The organism is Burkholderia pyrrocinia (genome assembly GCF_022809715.1).
Taxonomy (GTDB): domain Bacteria; phylum Pseudomonadota; class Gammaproteobacteria; order Burkholderiales; family Burkholderiaceae; genus Burkholderia; species Burkholderia pyrrocinia_C.
The window spans coordinates 2,008,820-2,023,687 of sequence record NZ_CP094460.1; the positions used below are offsets into that span (position 1 = coordinate 2,008,820).

14 protein-coding genes are annotated in these 14,868 nt (G+C 67.5%); 7 read left to right on the plus strand and 7 right to left on the minus strand.

Translation table 11 applies throughout. The annotated features are described in order from the left end of the window. Nucleotides 1–61 precede the first annotated feature (61 nt). Nucleotides 62–643, minus strand: a complete 582-nt coding sequence (locus MRS60_RS25890; RefSeq protein ID WP_034181602.1) for a cupin domain-containing protein — start codon at nucleotides 641–643, stop codon at nucleotides 62–64. A gap of 789 nt (nucleotides 644–1,432) precedes the next feature. On the opposite strand from MRS60_RS25890, the gene MRS60_RS25895 reads away from it, so the two are divergent. Then, nucleotides 1,433–2,953 carry a peptide MFS transporter gene (locus MRS60_RS25895; RefSeq protein ID WP_243565808.1) on the plus strand — a complete coding sequence of 507 codons (1,521 nt, stop codon included), beginning with the start codon at nucleotides 1,433–1,435 and terminating at the stop codon, nucleotides 2,951–2,953. Between the two features lie 117 nt (nucleotides 2,954–3,070). Continuing rightward, the gene (locus MRS60_RS25900) at nucleotides 3,071–3,277 is read left to right on the plus strand and encodes a hypothetical protein (protein WP_105390636.1); all 207 of its coding nucleotides are present in this window, start codon (nucleotides 3,071–3,073) and stop codon (nucleotides 3,275–3,277) included. A gap of 34 nt (nucleotides 3,278–3,311) precedes the next feature. On the opposite strand, the gene MRS60_RS25905 is transcribed toward MRS60_RS25900, so the two are convergent. The 3 genes from MRS60_RS25905 to MRS60_RS25915 form a co-directional block, all read right to left on the minus strand. Beyond that, nucleotides 3,312–4,436 (minus strand): OpgC domain-containing protein, encoded by a 1,125-nt coding sequence (locus MRS60_RS25905; RefSeq protein ID WP_105390575.1) that lies wholly within the window; start codon nucleotides 4,434–4,436, stop codon nucleotides 3,312–3,314. Nucleotides 4,437–4,855: 419 nt separating this feature from the next. Then, nucleotides 4,856–5,755, minus strand: a complete 900-nt coding sequence (gene rarD / locus MRS60_RS25910; protein WP_131947986.1) for an EamA family transporter RarD — start codon at nucleotides 5,753–5,755, stop codon at nucleotides 4,856–4,858. Nucleotides 5,756–5,771: 16 nt separating this feature from the next. Then, nucleotides 5,772–6,068: an acylphosphatase gene (locus tag MRS60_RS25915; RefSeq protein WP_034181598.1), complete on the minus strand. Its 297-nt coding sequence runs from the start codon at nucleotides 6,066–6,068 to the stop codon at nucleotides 5,772–5,774. Nucleotides 6,069–6,281: 213 nt separating this feature from the next. On the opposite strand from MRS60_RS25915, the gene hpnA reads away from it, so the two are divergent. Further along, on the plus strand, nucleotides 6,282–7,289 hold the full coding sequence (gene hpnA, locus MRS60_RS25920) for a hopanoid-associated sugar epimerase (protein WP_034181597.1): 1,008 nt from the start codon (nucleotides 6,282–6,284) through the stop codon (nucleotides 7,287–7,289). 108 nt (nucleotides 7,290–7,397) lie between these two features. Beyond that, entirely contained in the window at nucleotides 7,398–8,789 is a 1,392-nt protein-coding gene (locus MRS60_RS25925; RefSeq protein WP_105390577.1) for a phage tail protein, read from the plus strand. A gap of 120 nt (nucleotides 8,790–8,909) precedes the next feature. Here the strand turns inward: MRS60_RS25925 and MRS60_RS25930 are convergent, their stop codons facing one another. Then, nucleotides 8,910–10,097, minus strand: coding sequence for a glycosyltransferase (locus MRS60_RS25930; RefSeq protein WP_034181595.1), 1,188 nt, complete (start codon nucleotides 10,095–10,097; stop codon nucleotides 8,910–8,912). Between the two features lie 397 nt (nucleotides 10,098–10,494). On the opposite strand from MRS60_RS25930, the gene ispH reads away from it, so the two are divergent. After that, on the plus strand, nucleotides 10,495–11,436 hold the full coding sequence (gene ispH, locus MRS60_RS25935; RefSeq protein WP_034181594.1) for a 4-hydroxy-3-methylbut-2-enyl diphosphate reductase: 942 nt from the start codon (nucleotides 10,495–10,497) through the stop codon (nucleotides 11,434–11,436). A 12-nt stretch (nucleotides 11,437–11,448) separates the two neighbouring features. Then, entirely contained in the window at nucleotides 11,449–12,609 is a 1,161-nt protein-coding gene (gene hpnH, locus MRS60_RS25940) for an adenosyl-hopene transferase HpnH (protein ID WP_034181593.1), read from the plus strand. 222 nt (nucleotides 12,610–12,831) lie between these two features. On the opposite strand, the gene MRS60_RS25945 is transcribed toward hpnH, so the two are convergent. Together MRS60_RS25945 and MRS60_RS25950 are read right to left on the minus strand one after the other, a co-directional pair. Further along, nucleotides 12,832–13,320: a hypothetical protein gene (locus MRS60_RS25945; protein ID WP_105390579.1), complete on the minus strand. Its 489-nt coding sequence runs from the start codon at nucleotides 13,318–13,320 to the stop codon at nucleotides 12,832–12,834. Nucleotides 13,321–13,534: 214 nt separating this feature from the next. Then, the gene (locus MRS60_RS25950) at nucleotides 13,535–13,912 is read right to left on the minus strand and encodes a hypothetical protein (RefSeq protein WP_243565809.1); all 378 of its coding nucleotides are present in this window, start codon (nucleotides 13,910–13,912) and stop codon (nucleotides 13,535–13,537) included. 490 nt (nucleotides 13,913–14,402) lie between these two features. Here MRS60_RS25950 and MRS60_RS25955 point away from each other — a divergent pair, with 490 nt between their 5' ends. Then, complete coding sequence (locus MRS60_RS25955; protein WP_131946595.1) at nucleotides 14,403–14,756, plus strand: DOPA 4,5-dioxygenase family protein; 354 nt, start codon at nucleotides 14,403–14,405, stop codon at nucleotides 14,754–14,756. Nucleotides 14,757–14,868: the final 112 nt, after the last annotated feature.

Here is a 14,868-nt window from a genome sequence, read left to right on the forward strand (position 1 = left end):
AGTATTCCTTACGTTTCTTTCGACAGGCATCCCGTCTTGGAAACGAAGGAATACCTGTGCGTTAGAACAGCCTCGGTGTACCGACCCAGACCACCACCGACTCGATCTTCGCGGTGTTGACCCAGCTGTGCGGGACCGTCGACTGATAGTGCGAACTGTCGCCGGCCTGCAGGACGAACGTCTTGCCTTCCAGCGTCAGAGAGACTTCCCCTTCAATCACATACAGGAACTCTTCTCCTGCATGTGTCGTCACCTCGGACCGCTTCTGCCCCGGCGGCAACCTCACGAGGATCGCCTCGAGCTGTCGCCCTTCGGATACGTTCGTCAGCCGCGCGAACAGGTTCGCCGAATCGGCAAACCCGAAGAAGCGCAACTGCTCGCCTCGGCAGACCGAGCGTTCCTCGCTCGGCGTATCCACGAAGTACTGCACCGTCACACCGAGCGCGTGCGCGATGCCGGCCAGCGACGTCAGTGACGGCGACGCGAGCCCGCGCTCGACTTGAGACAGAAACGGCTTCGAAATCCCCGCGGCGGTAGCGGTGTCGTCGAGCGTGCGCTTGAGTCGTTGGCGCAACGCGCGAATCTTGCTGCCCAGTACGGCGGCAGCGTCTGCTGACCGCGAGTTTTCAGTGGGGGGAACCATAGCAGGCCGAAAAGTGATCGTCAAAAAATGTTTGATGGAAAATAACTAAGTTAGATCGATATAGCTTAGTCTTCAGGTTCGCACATGCCTTCGGTGTTGAGCCCGGTGCACTAAACAGGGCACGAAGCGAGCGAAACGACGCGCTATCTTGCCAGACTCGCCGGCTTCACAGGCAAGCTGCAAGCGGCTCTCCGGGAATCTTCGGAGGGCCCGCCGAGAAGTTTACAAATAGATGATGAGACGAATCTTCCTGAAAGTTGCTGCCATATCGGGAGTTTCCCTAAGTGGCGCATACCGGACGCACCGGACCGGCGAACGTTACCACTCGCGCGCCGGTCGGGGTCGTTCCCCGCCTCATCGGGCGGTGTTCGCCTCCGGCCCGGGCTAGGGCCCGTTCCGGCTAATAACGGGCTTGCGCTGGTCACCAGAAGGGCCGAGCGCAAGGAATGCGACGAAGCGAATACTCGACGTATTCGTGAGGAGCATGACGCAGCGATCGGCCCTTCTGGTGACCAGCCCGTGGAATGAATTTATTTTTTAGATTTGGGGAACGCACCTTTCCGGCCGCATTGCGGCGTCGGACGTCGCTTGTTTGGCGTGGCCAAACGGCGCTCCGCCCTCCTTGCACTGCAGCCGGAAAGGAGCGTTCGCAAGCCCGTTATTAGCCGGAACGGGCCCTGAGCCCGACTGTTCCATCGCCGATGCCAGGCCTACCCGGCCCATTGTGCACAGGCGCCAGTTAGACCCAAGACGACGCGTGATCCGTGCCGTCCGTTTCAACCGAGATTGATGATGCATTCACCTGTTTCACAAACCCGATCGTTCACGACGGTCTTCCTCATCGAAATGTGGGAGCGCTTCGGCTACTACGGCATGGCCGCGCTCCTGGTCCTCTTCATGGTCGACCGGCTCGGTTTCACCGACAGCCATGCGAACCTGACCTGGGGTGCGTTCACCGCGCTCGTCTATGCGGCACCGTCGATCGGCGGCTGGATCGGCGACAAGGTGCTCGGCGCCCGCCGCACGATGATCATCGGCGCGGCCGTGCTGTGCGCCGGCTACCTGATGCTCGCGGTACCGAACGACCACCTGACGTACATGTACGCGTCGCTCGGCGTGATCGTCGTCGGCAACGGCTTGTTCAAGGCCAACGCGGCGAACCTCGTGCGCCGCATCTACGAAGGCGACGATGCGCGCATCGACAGCGCGTTCACGATCTACTACATGGCGGTCAACATCGGCTCGACGGTGTCGATGCTCGCGACGCCGTGGATCAAGGATCACTGGGGCTGGCACGCCGCGTTCGCGGTCTGCTGCGGCGGCATGCTGCTCGCGATCCTCAACTTCATGCTGATGCACCGCACGCTCGCGCATGTCGGCTCTCAGCCGGACGAACAGCCGATCCGCTGGAAGCGCCTCGGCGCGGTCGCGGCAGGCGGCGTCGCGCTCGCGCTGATCACGCTGTACGTGCTGCAGCACAAGCAGCTCGCGGTCGCCAGCGTGTGGACGGCAGCGTTCGCGATCCTCGCGATCTTCGCGTACATGATCGCGAAGTCGGAGCGCTCGGAACGCGCGGGCCTGATCGCGGCGCTCGTGCTGATCGGCCAGGTGATCCTGTTCTTCATCTTCTACGTGCAGATGTCGACGTCGCTGACGCTGTTCGCGCTGCGCAACGTCGATCCGCACTTCATCCTGTTCGGCACGACGCTGTTCACGTGGAGCGCCGCGCAGTTCCAGGCGCTGAACCCGATCTGGATCATGCTGCTGAGCCCGGTGCTGGTGTGGGTCTACAACGCCGTCGCGAAGGGCGGCCGCGACCTGCCGGTCGCCGCGAAGTACGCGCTCGGCTTCGGCGCGGTCGCCGCGGGCTACCTGGTGTTCACGATCAGCGGCCGCTACGCGGTCGACGGCCGCGTGTCGTCGTGGTTCATGGTGTGGGGCTACGGCCTCTACTCGCTCGGCGAACTGCTGGTGAGCGGCCTCGGCCTCGCGATGATCGCCCGCTACGTGCCGGCGCGCATGAGCGGCTTCATGATGGGTGCATATTTCGTCGCGACGGGCGTGTCGCAGTATCTCGGCAGCGTCGTCGCGAACTTCGCGCAGATGCCGTCGCACGAGCTGCCGGCCACCGAATCGCTGCCGCTGTACCTGTCGCTGTTCGAGAAGCTCGGCTGGCTCGCCGCGATCGGCATGCTGCTCGCGCTGCTGCTGCTGCCGCTGATGAACCGCCTGTCGCGCCAGCATCAGCGCTGCGCGGAAGAGCGTCGCGAGGAAGCGCTGCAGGCGCAGGCCGTCACCGCGGCCCAGTAAGTACTATCCCTTGGCGTGCGGCATGCACGCCACATTCCCCTGCCGGTTGCGCGATCGCGTCCTACACTGGTGGAAACGCATCCGATCCGTCGCGATGCGCACTGGCGGGAGAAGATCATGAAAAGCAAGACCACGCGGCTGCTGAGGATACTGTCGGACATCCGGCACGCTCAGCGCTGCACCGCGATTCGCGCCGCCCGCGCCGCGGCCGAAGCCGACGCGGTACTCGCGGAGCACGACGACCCGGCGCCGGACGACCGCGACGACGCCGAATCCGACGACGCAACCGCCGTTCCCCGCTCCCGTATCGGCTCACCTCACTGACGCCGCGCGGCACGTTGCGTGCCGCACGCGCCGCTCACGCGGCCGCACTGCGCCACCGCGCGATCCACGTTCCCGAACCGGCCACGGCCATCATCAGCCCGAGCGCGCATGCGTCGGCCACGAGGCCCACGCCGACGTGCCGCAGATCGGCGCCGTGCGCGACCGGGTGCAGCAGCGAATCGATGACGAGCGAAATCGCCGCGCCCGCGACGAAGCAGATCAGCCCGCGCTGGCCGATCGCGACGACGGGCCGCACGCCCTGCGCGATCCGCGCGATCCAGCCGTAGCGCACGCAATCGGCCATCAGCCACGCGACGGCCGCGAAGCTCACGACGCGCGGCAGCGCGAGATCGCGCTTGAGCACGCCTTCGGGCAGCGGCAGCCCGGAAAACAGCTTGTAGCTCGCACAGCCGAGCACGACCGCGCACGCGACGCCGGTCGCCGCGGCGCCCCACCGCCCGAGCGCGATGCGCCGGTAGAACGGCTGGCAGCGCGCGAGCACGCCGGCGACGAACATCAGTTGCCATGCGAACGGGTTGAAGCTCCAGCGGAAGCCGTCGGTGTCCAGCAGTTCGGGGCCGAGCCAGCCCGCCGCCAGCCACGACGCGACGCCGAGCGCGACCAGCAGCCACGGATGGCGGCGCGCGAACGGCACGAGCACCGGCGACGCGAGCGCGAACAGCACGTACATCGGCAGCACCGACGCGAGATACGGCTGGCGCTGGAACGTCAGCAATTCGGCGAGGCCCGTGAGCGGCGACGCGAGCATCACGCTGACGTCGTCGAGCGCGAGGTTCGGCGCATCGATCCCGTAGTGATCGAGCACGGCCGACACGACGAGCATCAGCGTCGACGTCGCGAGAAACGCGCGGTAGATCTGCATCGCGCGGCGCACGAACCGGCGCTGCGCGGCGCGCGCGCCCTGCCGTTCGGCGATCGCGCCGTACGCGCTCGCGGTCGCGAAGCCGCCGAGAAAGACGAACACCTCGGCCGCGTCGCACAGCGCGAACGCGTGCAGCGTCACGCGCGACAGCACGCTTGCGCCGATGTGATCGACGACGATCATCAACAGCACGAGCCCGCGGAAGAAATCGACTTCGATCAGGCGGCCGCTGCGCGACGGCTGGGCCGCGGCGGACGACGGCATGCTCAACGACATGAGCGCACCTGCGAAACGGCGGCGCAATCGGCGCCTGGGAATGCATCGGGAAGGAGAAGGCGAGCGCGATCAGCGGCGACGCGCGTATGCCCGCATCGCGCCAACCCGGCCGGCCAGGCACGGGGATGACCGTTCATTGGAAAGCTGCATACGAAGGGAAGTCGGTCAGGCCAGTCTAATGGCCGATCCGGGGAGACCCTAAGTAACAAAGTGCAACCGAATCTTCTGTTCGATTACAAGCGCGAGACCGGCGATATGAAGCGGGCAGCGCCGCCAGATTGACGCCAGCGCGACGCCAGTTTGCGGTCAGCATCGATGCGTTCGATCACGGTTCGACCGCGGTTCGATCGTCGAGCGATACACGATGCGCGGCACGTTCCGTGCGGCCGCCGCACCACGATCAGGATCGAGATCGAAACTTATCTGCGCGCGGGCAAGCGTCGCATCAGCATTGCGCTGTGCCACGCGGTCAGCGCGACGGCGACCCAGATCGGCCCATACGTCGCGAGCTTCGCGACGCTCAGCGTCTCGCCGAGCAGCAGCAGCGACACCGCGACGAGCAGCACGGGCTCGACGTAGCCGAGAATCCCGAACAGCGCCATCGGCAGCATCCGGCTCGCCTTCAGGTAGCTCGCGAGCGCGAGCGTGCTGAGCACGCCGAGCCCAGGCAGCAGCGCGACCCACAGCACCGGATTGCTCGCGACGCGCGTCGTGCTCGCCGCGACCATCGCGAACGCGACCGGGCACAACAGCACGATCTCGATCGCGAACGCGGCCAGCGAATCCGCGTTGATCCGGCGGCGCAGCACGAAATACGGCGGATAGCCGAGCGCGACGACGAGCGTCGGCCACGCGAACGCGCGCGTCGCCCACACTTCGTGCACGACGCCGAGCGCGGCGCACGCGACAGCCGCCCATTGCAGCGGGTCGAGGCGTTCGTGATAGTAGAAGCGGCCGACGAGCACCATCGTCAGCGGCAGCAGGAAATAGCCGAGCGACACCTCGAGCATGCGGCCGTGCAGCGGCGCCCACAGGAACAGCCACAACTGCAGGCCGAGCAGCGCCGCGCTCGCGGGCAGCGCGATCAGCAGACGCCAGTCGCGCATGCCGCGCCGCGCGAGGTCGGCGAGCGCGGGCCAGCGGCCGCGCAACGCGATCAGCGCGAGCGCGCCCGGCGCGGTCCACAACACGCGCCACGCGAAGATGTCGAGCCCGGTGAGCGGCGCGAGCAGCTTCGCGTAAACCGACATCAGCGCGAACAGCGTCGATGCCATCACCGACAGCATGAGGCCGCGCCCGGCGTCCGGATACCCCGTCATGGTTGTTGTGCGCCTGTTACTGCTGCTGGAAACGATCGAAGCGCCTTTCGGTCCGGCGTTCCTCGAACGTCACCTCGGTTACGCGCGCGGCCGGCGGCCCGTGGCGCAGCCACGCGAGCATCCGGTCGATCTGCGCGCCGGGGCCCTGGATCATCGCCTCGACGCTGCCGTCCTCGAGATTCGCGACCCAGCCGCGCAGCTTCAATGAATGCGCCTCGCGCACCGTTGCATGACGGAAGCCGACGCCCTGCACGACGCCGCGCACCCGCACGTAGTAGGTCTCGATCCGTTCGTCCAGTTCATTGCGGCTCATCGCGTCGCCCTCCCGTTGCATTCAAGCCCGGCATTGTAGTCGCGTCGGCCGCTTCGCACACGCGTGCGGCGGCCCGGCCGCGCGCCGCCACCGCGCCGCCACGGAAGCACGGCCCGCCGGGGCGCCGGCGTTGCGTCGCCGCACGCGCCGACCACGTACAATCTCGCCGACGCTCAACCGCCGCGCCGCTCGCGCGCGCCCTGAAGGAAACGCATGACTGATACCTCCCGCGATCTCGTTCTCGTCACCGGCGCATCCGGTTTCGTCGGCTCGGCCGTCGCGCGCATCGCGCAGCAGAAAGGCTATGCGGTGCGCGTGCTCGTGCGCCCGACCAGCCCGCGCACGAACGTCGCGGATCTCGACGCCGAGATCGTCACCGGCGACATGCGCGACGAGGCGTCGATGCGCGCCGCGCTGCGCGGCGTGCGCTACCTGCTGCACGTGGCGGCCGACTACCGGCTGTGGGCGCCCGATCCCGACGAGATCGAGCGCGCGAACCTCGAAGGCGCGGTCGCGACGATGCGCGCGGCACGCGCCGAAGGCGTCGAGCGGATCGTCTACACGAGCAGCGTCGCGACGCTGAAGGTCACGAGCGCGGGCGACCCGTCCGACGAAAACCGGCCGCTCACGCCCGAGCAGGCGATCGGCGTCTACAAGCGCAGCAAGGTGCTCGCGGAACGCGCGGTCGAGCGGATGATCGCCGACGAAGGGCTGCCGGCCGTGATCGTCAACCCGTCGACGCCGATCGGCCCGCGCGACGTGAAGCCGACGCCGACCGGCCGCATCATCGTCGAAGCCGCGCTCGGCAAGATTCCCGCGTTCGTCGACACGGGGCTGAACCTCGTGCACGTCGACGACGTCGCGCACGGCCACTTCCTCGCGCTCGAACGCGGCCGGATCGGCGAGCGCTACATCCTCGGCGGCGAGAACCTGCCGCTGCAGCAGATGCTGGCCGACATCGCGCAGATGACGGGCCGCAAGGCGCCGACGATCGCGCTGCCGCGCTGGCCGCTGTACCCGCTCGCGGTCGGCGCCGAAGCGGTCGCGAAGTTCACGAAGAAGGAGCCGTTCGTCACCGTGGACGGGCTGCGGATGTCGAAGAACAAGATGTATTTCACGTCCGCGAAGGCCGAGCGCGAGCTCGGCTACCGTGCGCGCCCGTACCGCGAAGGGCTGCGCGATGCGCTCGACTGGTTCCGCTCGGCGGGGTACCTGAAATAACACAAAGCGGCGCGCGGCGCGCCGCCTTGCGCACTTTGTTACACGTCGCGCGCGGACCGGCACCGGCGCAGCGGGTAAAATCGCGGGTCTTACGCAGAGAAGACACGCATGAACCTGAACGATCAGATCGATTCGCTCAACGCGGGCGTCGATCAGCTCCTCCACGATCACCACGCCGCGCAGCAGGCGGCCCGCAGCGCGGAAGCCTTCGCGCGCGCCGCAGCAGCGGAAGCCCAGGCCGCGGCGCAACGTCACGCTGCCGCGGAAGCCGAAGCGCAGGCCGCTGCGCAGCGCCATACGGCGGCAGCCGCCGACGCCGAAGCCGCGCAGCAGCGCCACGCGGAAGCCGCCGCCGCCGCCGAAGCCGCCGCCCACCGTCATACGGATGCCGCCGCGCAAGCCGAAGCCGCCGTGCAGCGCCATACGGAAGCCACCGCACGGACCGAAGCACTCGCGCAACGTCACGCGGATGCCGAAGCCGCATCGCAACGACACGCAGCGGCGATCGCCGAAGCGGAGGCCGCCGCGCAACGCCATGACGCCGCCGCGACCGAAGCCGATGCGGCCGCGCAGCGCCATGCGGCAGCGACCGCCGAAGCCGAGGCCGCCGCGAAGCGTCACGCGCAAGCGGCCGCCGAAGCCGAAGCGGCCACGCAGCGCCACACGGCCGCGATCGCCGAGGCCGAAGCGCTCGCGCAGCGTCACGCGGAAGCGATCGCCGAAGCGCAGGCCGCCGCGCAGCGTCATGCCGATGCGGCCGCCGAGGCCGAAGCCGTCACGCAACGCCACGCCGAAGCGATCGCGCAGGCCGAAGCCGCCGCGCAGCGCCACGCCGACGCCACCGCGCAGGCCGAAGCCCTCACGCAGCGCCATGCCGAAGCGATCGCGCAGGCCGAAGCCGCCGCACAGCACCACGCGAAGGCCGTCGCCGACGCCGAGGCGCTGGTCGAGGCCGTCGTCAACGAAGCCGCGACAAACGCAGTTGCCGCCCCGGCCGTTGCCGCCGAAGCCGTCGAACCGACACCGGCAGGCACGCCGACGGCGGAACCGGCTGTGAACGCATCCGCGCCGGCTGCGGCCGATGCAGCAGCCGACGCCGGAACCGCGATCGTTGCGCCGGCGCAAGCCGAAGCCGCGACTGAAACCGAAGCCGAAGCCGCCGCCGCCCCGGCCGACAAGGCGACGCTGCACGTGGCACGTCCGTCGCAGCACGAACTCACGCTGACCATCAACGGCGAATCGATCACGCTGCATCCGGAGCAACTCGGTCAGTTGATCGAGGAACTCGCGCATGCGCGCGCGTCGATGCAGCCGGAGCCGCCGCCCGGCATCCCGGCCGGCTGGCGTTTCGTGACGACGAAGAACCCGATGATGGCCGTGCAGAAGCAGTCGAACGGCGACCGCCTGCTGGTCGCCCGCCACACCGGCTACGGCTGGGTTCCGTTCACGTTCTCGCCGGACGTCGTGGTCCAGATGTACATGATGCTGACCCAGCGGTAAGCACCGGCAAGCAGCACCGCCGAAAACAAAACAGCCCGACCGGTTTCCGATCGGGCTGTTTGCTTTCCGGCCGCCGCAACGGCAGCGTCCCGGGACGCGCGCCAACGGCGCGCAAAACGCTCAGCGATCCACCGGCGCCTGCACGCGCGCCTTCCACTGGCCGCCCTTGCCGCGCCAGTAGCGCCACGCGGACGCGAACGTCGCGCCGACATAGAACAGCGCGACGAGCGGCAGCGCGGGCGCCCACAGCGGCGAGCGCCGGTAGTAGCGCAGCATCGGTGCATACGCGGCGCACATCGACGCCCACGCGAGCCACGCCGGCCACGCGCGCGCACCGTATGCGAGCGCCGCGACGGGCGGCACCAGATAGATGATCGCCATCCCGAGCAGCGTGCCGGCCAGCAGCAGCGGCGAATAGTGCAGCTGCGTGAACGCGGTGCGCGCGATCATGTTCCAGATGTCGCGCCAGCTGTCGTACGGGCGCAGCGACACGCTGCGGTCGGCCAGGTCGAGCCGGATCGGATGGCGGCCGCTGCCGCGATGCTTGATCTGCGCGGCGAGGCTGCAGTCGTCGATCAGCGCACCGCGGATCGACTCGATGCCGCCCGCTTCCTCGAGCGCCGTGCGCTTCACGAGCATGCAGCCGCCCGCGGCGCCGGCCGTCCGGTTGCGCGGATTGTTGATCCACGAGAACGGGTAGAGCTTCGCGAAGAAGAACACGAACGCCGGGATCAGCGCCTTTTCCCAGAACGAATCGCAGCGCAGCCGCACCATCAGCGACACGAGATCGCGGTGCTCGGCCTGCGCGCGCGTGACGAGCTGCGCGACGGCATCGGGCGGGTGGCCGATGTCGGCATCCGTCAGCAGCAGGTAGTCGGCCGGCAGGCCGAGCGTCTGCACCGCGGCGATCCCCTGCGACTGAGCCCACACCTTGCCCGACCAGCCGGCCGGCAGCGGCTTCGCGGCCAGCACCGTCAGCCGGTCGGCGCGGTTGATCGCGAGCGCCGCCGCACGGGCCGCGTCGGCGGTGCCGTCGTCGCTGTGGTCGTCGACGATGATCAGATGAAAGTCGCCCCGATAATCCTGCTCGAGCAGCGAAGTCGCCGCGCGGGCGATCACGTCGGCCTCGTTGCGCGCCGGCACGACCGCGACGACTGCCGGCCAGCCGGCGTCGGCCGCGGCGCCGCGCGCGTCGGGCGGCAGCGGCCGCGCCGGCACCGCGCGCCAGAAGCCGCCGCGCGCGACGAGCAGCACGATCCAGATCATCAGCGACAGGCCAGACACCAGGAAAGCGATCGCCAGCATCATCGGCGCGCCTCCGGCCGGACACCGGCATGTTGAATGGGGGTCAGGAACAAAACGCCCGAAACCGCGCGGGCGGCCGGGCAATACGCATAAGAATCGACGGTCATCGAATGGCCTTGAAATGAGCGCGACGCCGGGCAGCCGGAGCGGCCGCCCGCGAAACCGCGTAGTTTACTGGGTTCCGCGCGCGCCAGCGCCGACGCGGCTCTCCCGCAATTGCAACACGGACGACACGGCACCAGAGCAAGGACTTCCCGATAGGGTTAAAATGCGCGATTAATTCGGGGTTCCGGGGCCTGGTCTGGCCGGTTCGTTCCTGCCTTCATAACATCAAGCCGGGGCGATCGAGTTGGTGCCAGCTCCTCGAACCCCGGCGTCTGTCGTCGGAGTTCGCTCACTTATGCGAGTCATCCTTGCCCAGCCCCGCGGCTTTTGTGCGGGGGTTGTCCGTGCGATCGAGATCGTCGATCGCGCGCTGCAACAGCACGGCGCGCCGGTCTATGTGCGTCATGAGATCGTTCATAACCGGCATGTCGTCGAAAACCTGCGTAATAAAGGGGCACGATTCGTTGAGGAACTCGACGAGGTGCCGCACGGCGCTGTCGCGATCTTCAGCGCGCACGGTGTCGCCCAGACGGTCGAGCGCGATGCGGAAACGCGCGGGCTCGACGTGCTCGACGCGACCTGCCCGCTCGTCACGAAGGTGCACGTGCAGGGCCGCCAGTATGTCGCGGCGGGCCGCCGGCTGATCCTGATCGGCCACGCGGGCCACCCGGAAGTCGAGGGTACGATCGGCCAGATTCCGGCCGAGGTGATCCTCGTGCAGAGCGAAGCCGAAGTCGCGACGCTGACGCTGCCCGTCGATACGCCGGTCGCGTACATCACGCAGACCACGCTGTCGGTCGACGATACGCGCGGCATCATCGAAGCGCTGCAGCGCCGGTTCACCGACCTGGTCGGCCCGGACACGCGCGACATCTGCTATGCCACACAGAATCGCCAGGCCGCCGTGCGCGAGCTGAGCGAACAGGTTGACGTGCTGCTCGTCGTCGGCGCGACGAACAGCTCGAACTCGAACCGCCTGCGCGAGATCGGCACCGAAAGCGGTGTGCCGAGCTATCTCGTCGCCGACGGCTCGGAAGTGAAAGCCGAATGGTTTGCGGGCGTGCAGACGGTCGGCCTGACCGCCGGCGCGTCGGCGCCCGAAGAGATGGTCGAGGATGTAATCGGCGCGCTGCGCGCGCTGGGGCCCGTCGATGTCGCGACGATGGCGGGCCGTGAGGAAAAAGTCGAATTCAAGCTGCCGGCGAAGCTCACGCAAGCTGTCGCCCGCGAAGTTTAAGGAGGACATCCCTTGTCTATTCCGCTGCTCCAGCAAGTCCGTGTCGGCGCATACATCGTGCGCCAGCACCTGTCCGGCAACAAACGCTATCCGCTCGCGCTGATGCTCGAGCCGCTGTTCCGCTGCAACCTCGCGTGCAACGGCTGCGGCAAGATCGATTATCCGGATCCGATCCTGAACCAGCGCCTGTCCGTCGAGGAATGCCTGCAGGCCGTCGACGAGTGCGGCGCGCCCGTCGTGTCGATCGCCGGCGGCGAACCGCTGCTCCACAAGGAGATGCCGGAAATCGTCAAGGGCATCATGAAGCGCAAGAAATTCGTGTACCTGTGCACGAACGCGCTGCTGATGGAAAAGAAGATGGACGACTACGCGCCGAGCCCGTATTTCGTCTGGTCGGTCCACCTCGACGGCGACCAGCAGGCGCACGATCACTCGGTGTCGCAGGAAGGCGTGTACGACAAGGCCGTCGCGGCGATCAAGGAAGCGAAGCGCCGCGGCTTCCGCGTGAACATCAACTGCACGCTGTTCAACGACGCGGTGCCCGAGCGCGTGGCGAAGTTCTTCGACACGCTGGGGCCGATCGGCGTCGACGGCATCACGGTGTCGCCGGGCTACGCGTATGAGCGCGCGCCGGATCAGCAGCACTTCCTGAACCGCGACAAGACGAAGAACCTGTTCCGCGAAATCCTGAAGCGCGGCGAAGGCGGCAAGCGCTGGTCGTTCAGCCAGTCGTCGCTGTTCCTCGACTTCCTGGCCGGCAATCAGACGTACAAGTGCACGCCGTGGGGCAACCCGGCGCGTACGGTGTTCGGCTGGCAGAAGCCGTGCTACCTGGTCGGCGAAGGTTACGTGAAGACCTTCAAGGAACTGATGGAAACGACCGAGTGGGACAACTACGGCGTCGGCAACTACGAGAAGTGCGCTGACTGCATGGTCCACTGCGGCTTCGAGGCAACGGCCGTGATGGACACGATCGCGCATCCGCTGAAGGCGCTGCGCGTGAGCACGAAGGGCATCAAGACCGACGGCCCGTTCGCACCGGACATCTCGATCGCGAAGCAGCGTCCGGCCGAGTACGTGTTCTCGCGCCACGTCGAGATCAAGCTCGAGGAAATCCAGCGCGCCGGCAAGGGCAAGCTGCAGAAGCCGGCGAAGCCGGCAACGGCCGCTTAAGCGCGTTTCGCGTCGCGGGGGCTGCGCCTCCGCGCCGGCACGCGGGCATGAATGAAGCGCCACGGAGTTCGCTCCGTGGCGCTTTTGTTTTGGGCCGCTGGATTGTGCCCGCACCACGTTGCCGCGGCGGCCGCGCAATCGTCGACGTCGCGCGATTGCATCGGCCGCGCCGGTGCGGCCGGCCCTGTCTCCTCCATCCTCCCCGTGAAACCTGTCGCGGCACTACGCGACCAGCGATTCGGCCGCGTGTGCGCGCATCTTCTCCGCCGCGCTCGCGACGAGCGCCGGCTGGCCGCTCGTCGCGAACATGCAGACGTGACGCCACAGCTCGGCGAGCCGATGCCGCGTGAGCGTCGCGACGCAGGTGTCGTGCGCCACCAGCACGCGCTCGAGCACCGCGCACTCGTCGTCGCGCAGCGCCCATGCGCCGCTTTGCGCCGCGCGCGCCACGCCCGCATCGAGCGCACGCTCAGCGTCGACGCACAGGTCGATGTCCGCGTCCGCGCACACCGCGTCGTCGATCGCCAGGAACACCAGATAGACGCTCGTGCGCAACCGCATCAGCAGCGCCTCGTTGCCATGCTCGCCGCGCAGCGCGACGAGCGCCATGTGGCATTTCAGCGAGATGTCGCGTGCATGCGCGGGCGGCAGCGGCAGCAGCCACTCGCGGGTCAGCGGCACGTGGCGACGGTTCTTCCGGCCGGTCTTCATGATTCGTGCTCGCCGGCGGCAGCGTCGCTCGCCGCGAAATCCGGCCACGCGGCACGGCAGGCGATCGTGCCGCGGCCTGCATCGTGGTTGAGCTTCGCACGCCGTCGCGCGGCGCGGCGTTGCGGCGTTGCCCGCCCATCCGGCAACCAACTCGGCGCCGACGCGCGCACGACGTCGGCGAATCGGGTCGGGCAAGCCATGCGCGTCTCCTGCATCAGAACGTGTTCTCGCCCTTCAGGTAGTACGCGGTCTTCACGAAGAACGCCTTGACCGGATGGCCGCCCTGCGCGTCGCGCGCGGCGCGCGCTTCCATCGCAGCCCGCTCCTCGCGCGACCGGTCGGGCGCCGGATTGTGGACACGTTCGAGTGCACGCTGCATCGCGAGCGGATAGTTCTGGTTGCCGGCCGTCGTCGCGCGATAGCCGGCACGGGTCATCTGCATCAGTTGCGCGTCGGTTTCGGCGCGCGCCGCCGACCAGCTCAGCCGCGCGGCATTCGACTGCCAGTCGGAGCCGGCCGATTGCGCAAAGCTGACGGCGGGCAGCGCAACGAGTGCGCAGGAAAGAACAGCAACGGGAACGAGGGATCGCATGGTGGCCTCCAGATGGTTGTCCCCGCATCGATCGCGATCGTCGATGCGTTGAAACCATCGTATGTCGCGCCGCATTCCGCTTGAATAGCCGATTTCGCAATTGATATTTTCGGCTTCGCATTCGGCATGCGATCTGCGTCATTCGCGAATCCCGCCGAACCGGAATTTCCTTATTTCATTCAATTACCTGATTGTATTTTTGCGGGCGATCCGAAACGACGCGCGCACCGCCTTTTCAATTTCCGAAATGATGTGTTGCCTGTGCCACCCCGGCCAGCGCACGTGCCGGCGCGGCTTCCCGCGTGATATCGCGCATGCGGATACCACAAGCCCGGTTTCATCGGATCAAACGATTCTTCTGATACAGGACAAATCATCGGCTTCGGATTGCCGGATCGCGACACGACGCATACGGCAAGGACGCGCGATAATCATGCATCGGCCGTTTCGCACGGCGCCTCATGCATTCCCTTTTTTATCGAGTCCTTCCATGGCTGCCCTCGACACCACCGCCATCGACAGTTGGCACGCGCACGTCTATTTCGATGCGGCCAGCCGCGACGCGGCCTGGGCGTTTCGCCAGGTCGTCGACGAACGGCTCGGCGCGGTCATCGAACTCGGCCGCTTTCACGAACGCCTCGTCGGCCCGCATCCGGCCTGGTCGTACCAGATCGCGTTCGACGCCGCGCGATTCGACGACATCGTGCCGTGGCTCGTGCTGAACCACGGCGCGCTCGATATCTTCCTGCATCCGAATACCGGCGACGACCTGCGCGACCATCGCGATTGCGCGGTGTGGATCGGCAAATCGTATGTGCTGAATCTCGACGCGCTGGCCGGATAAGGTCTGGCGCGCGGCCGCCTTCAACCAGGGCCGCATCCACGTTTCGGGCCGACGTGAAACGTCTCGCGGCGTCGCGCCAATACAGTGGGTTCCGTTATCGACACTTCAGGGA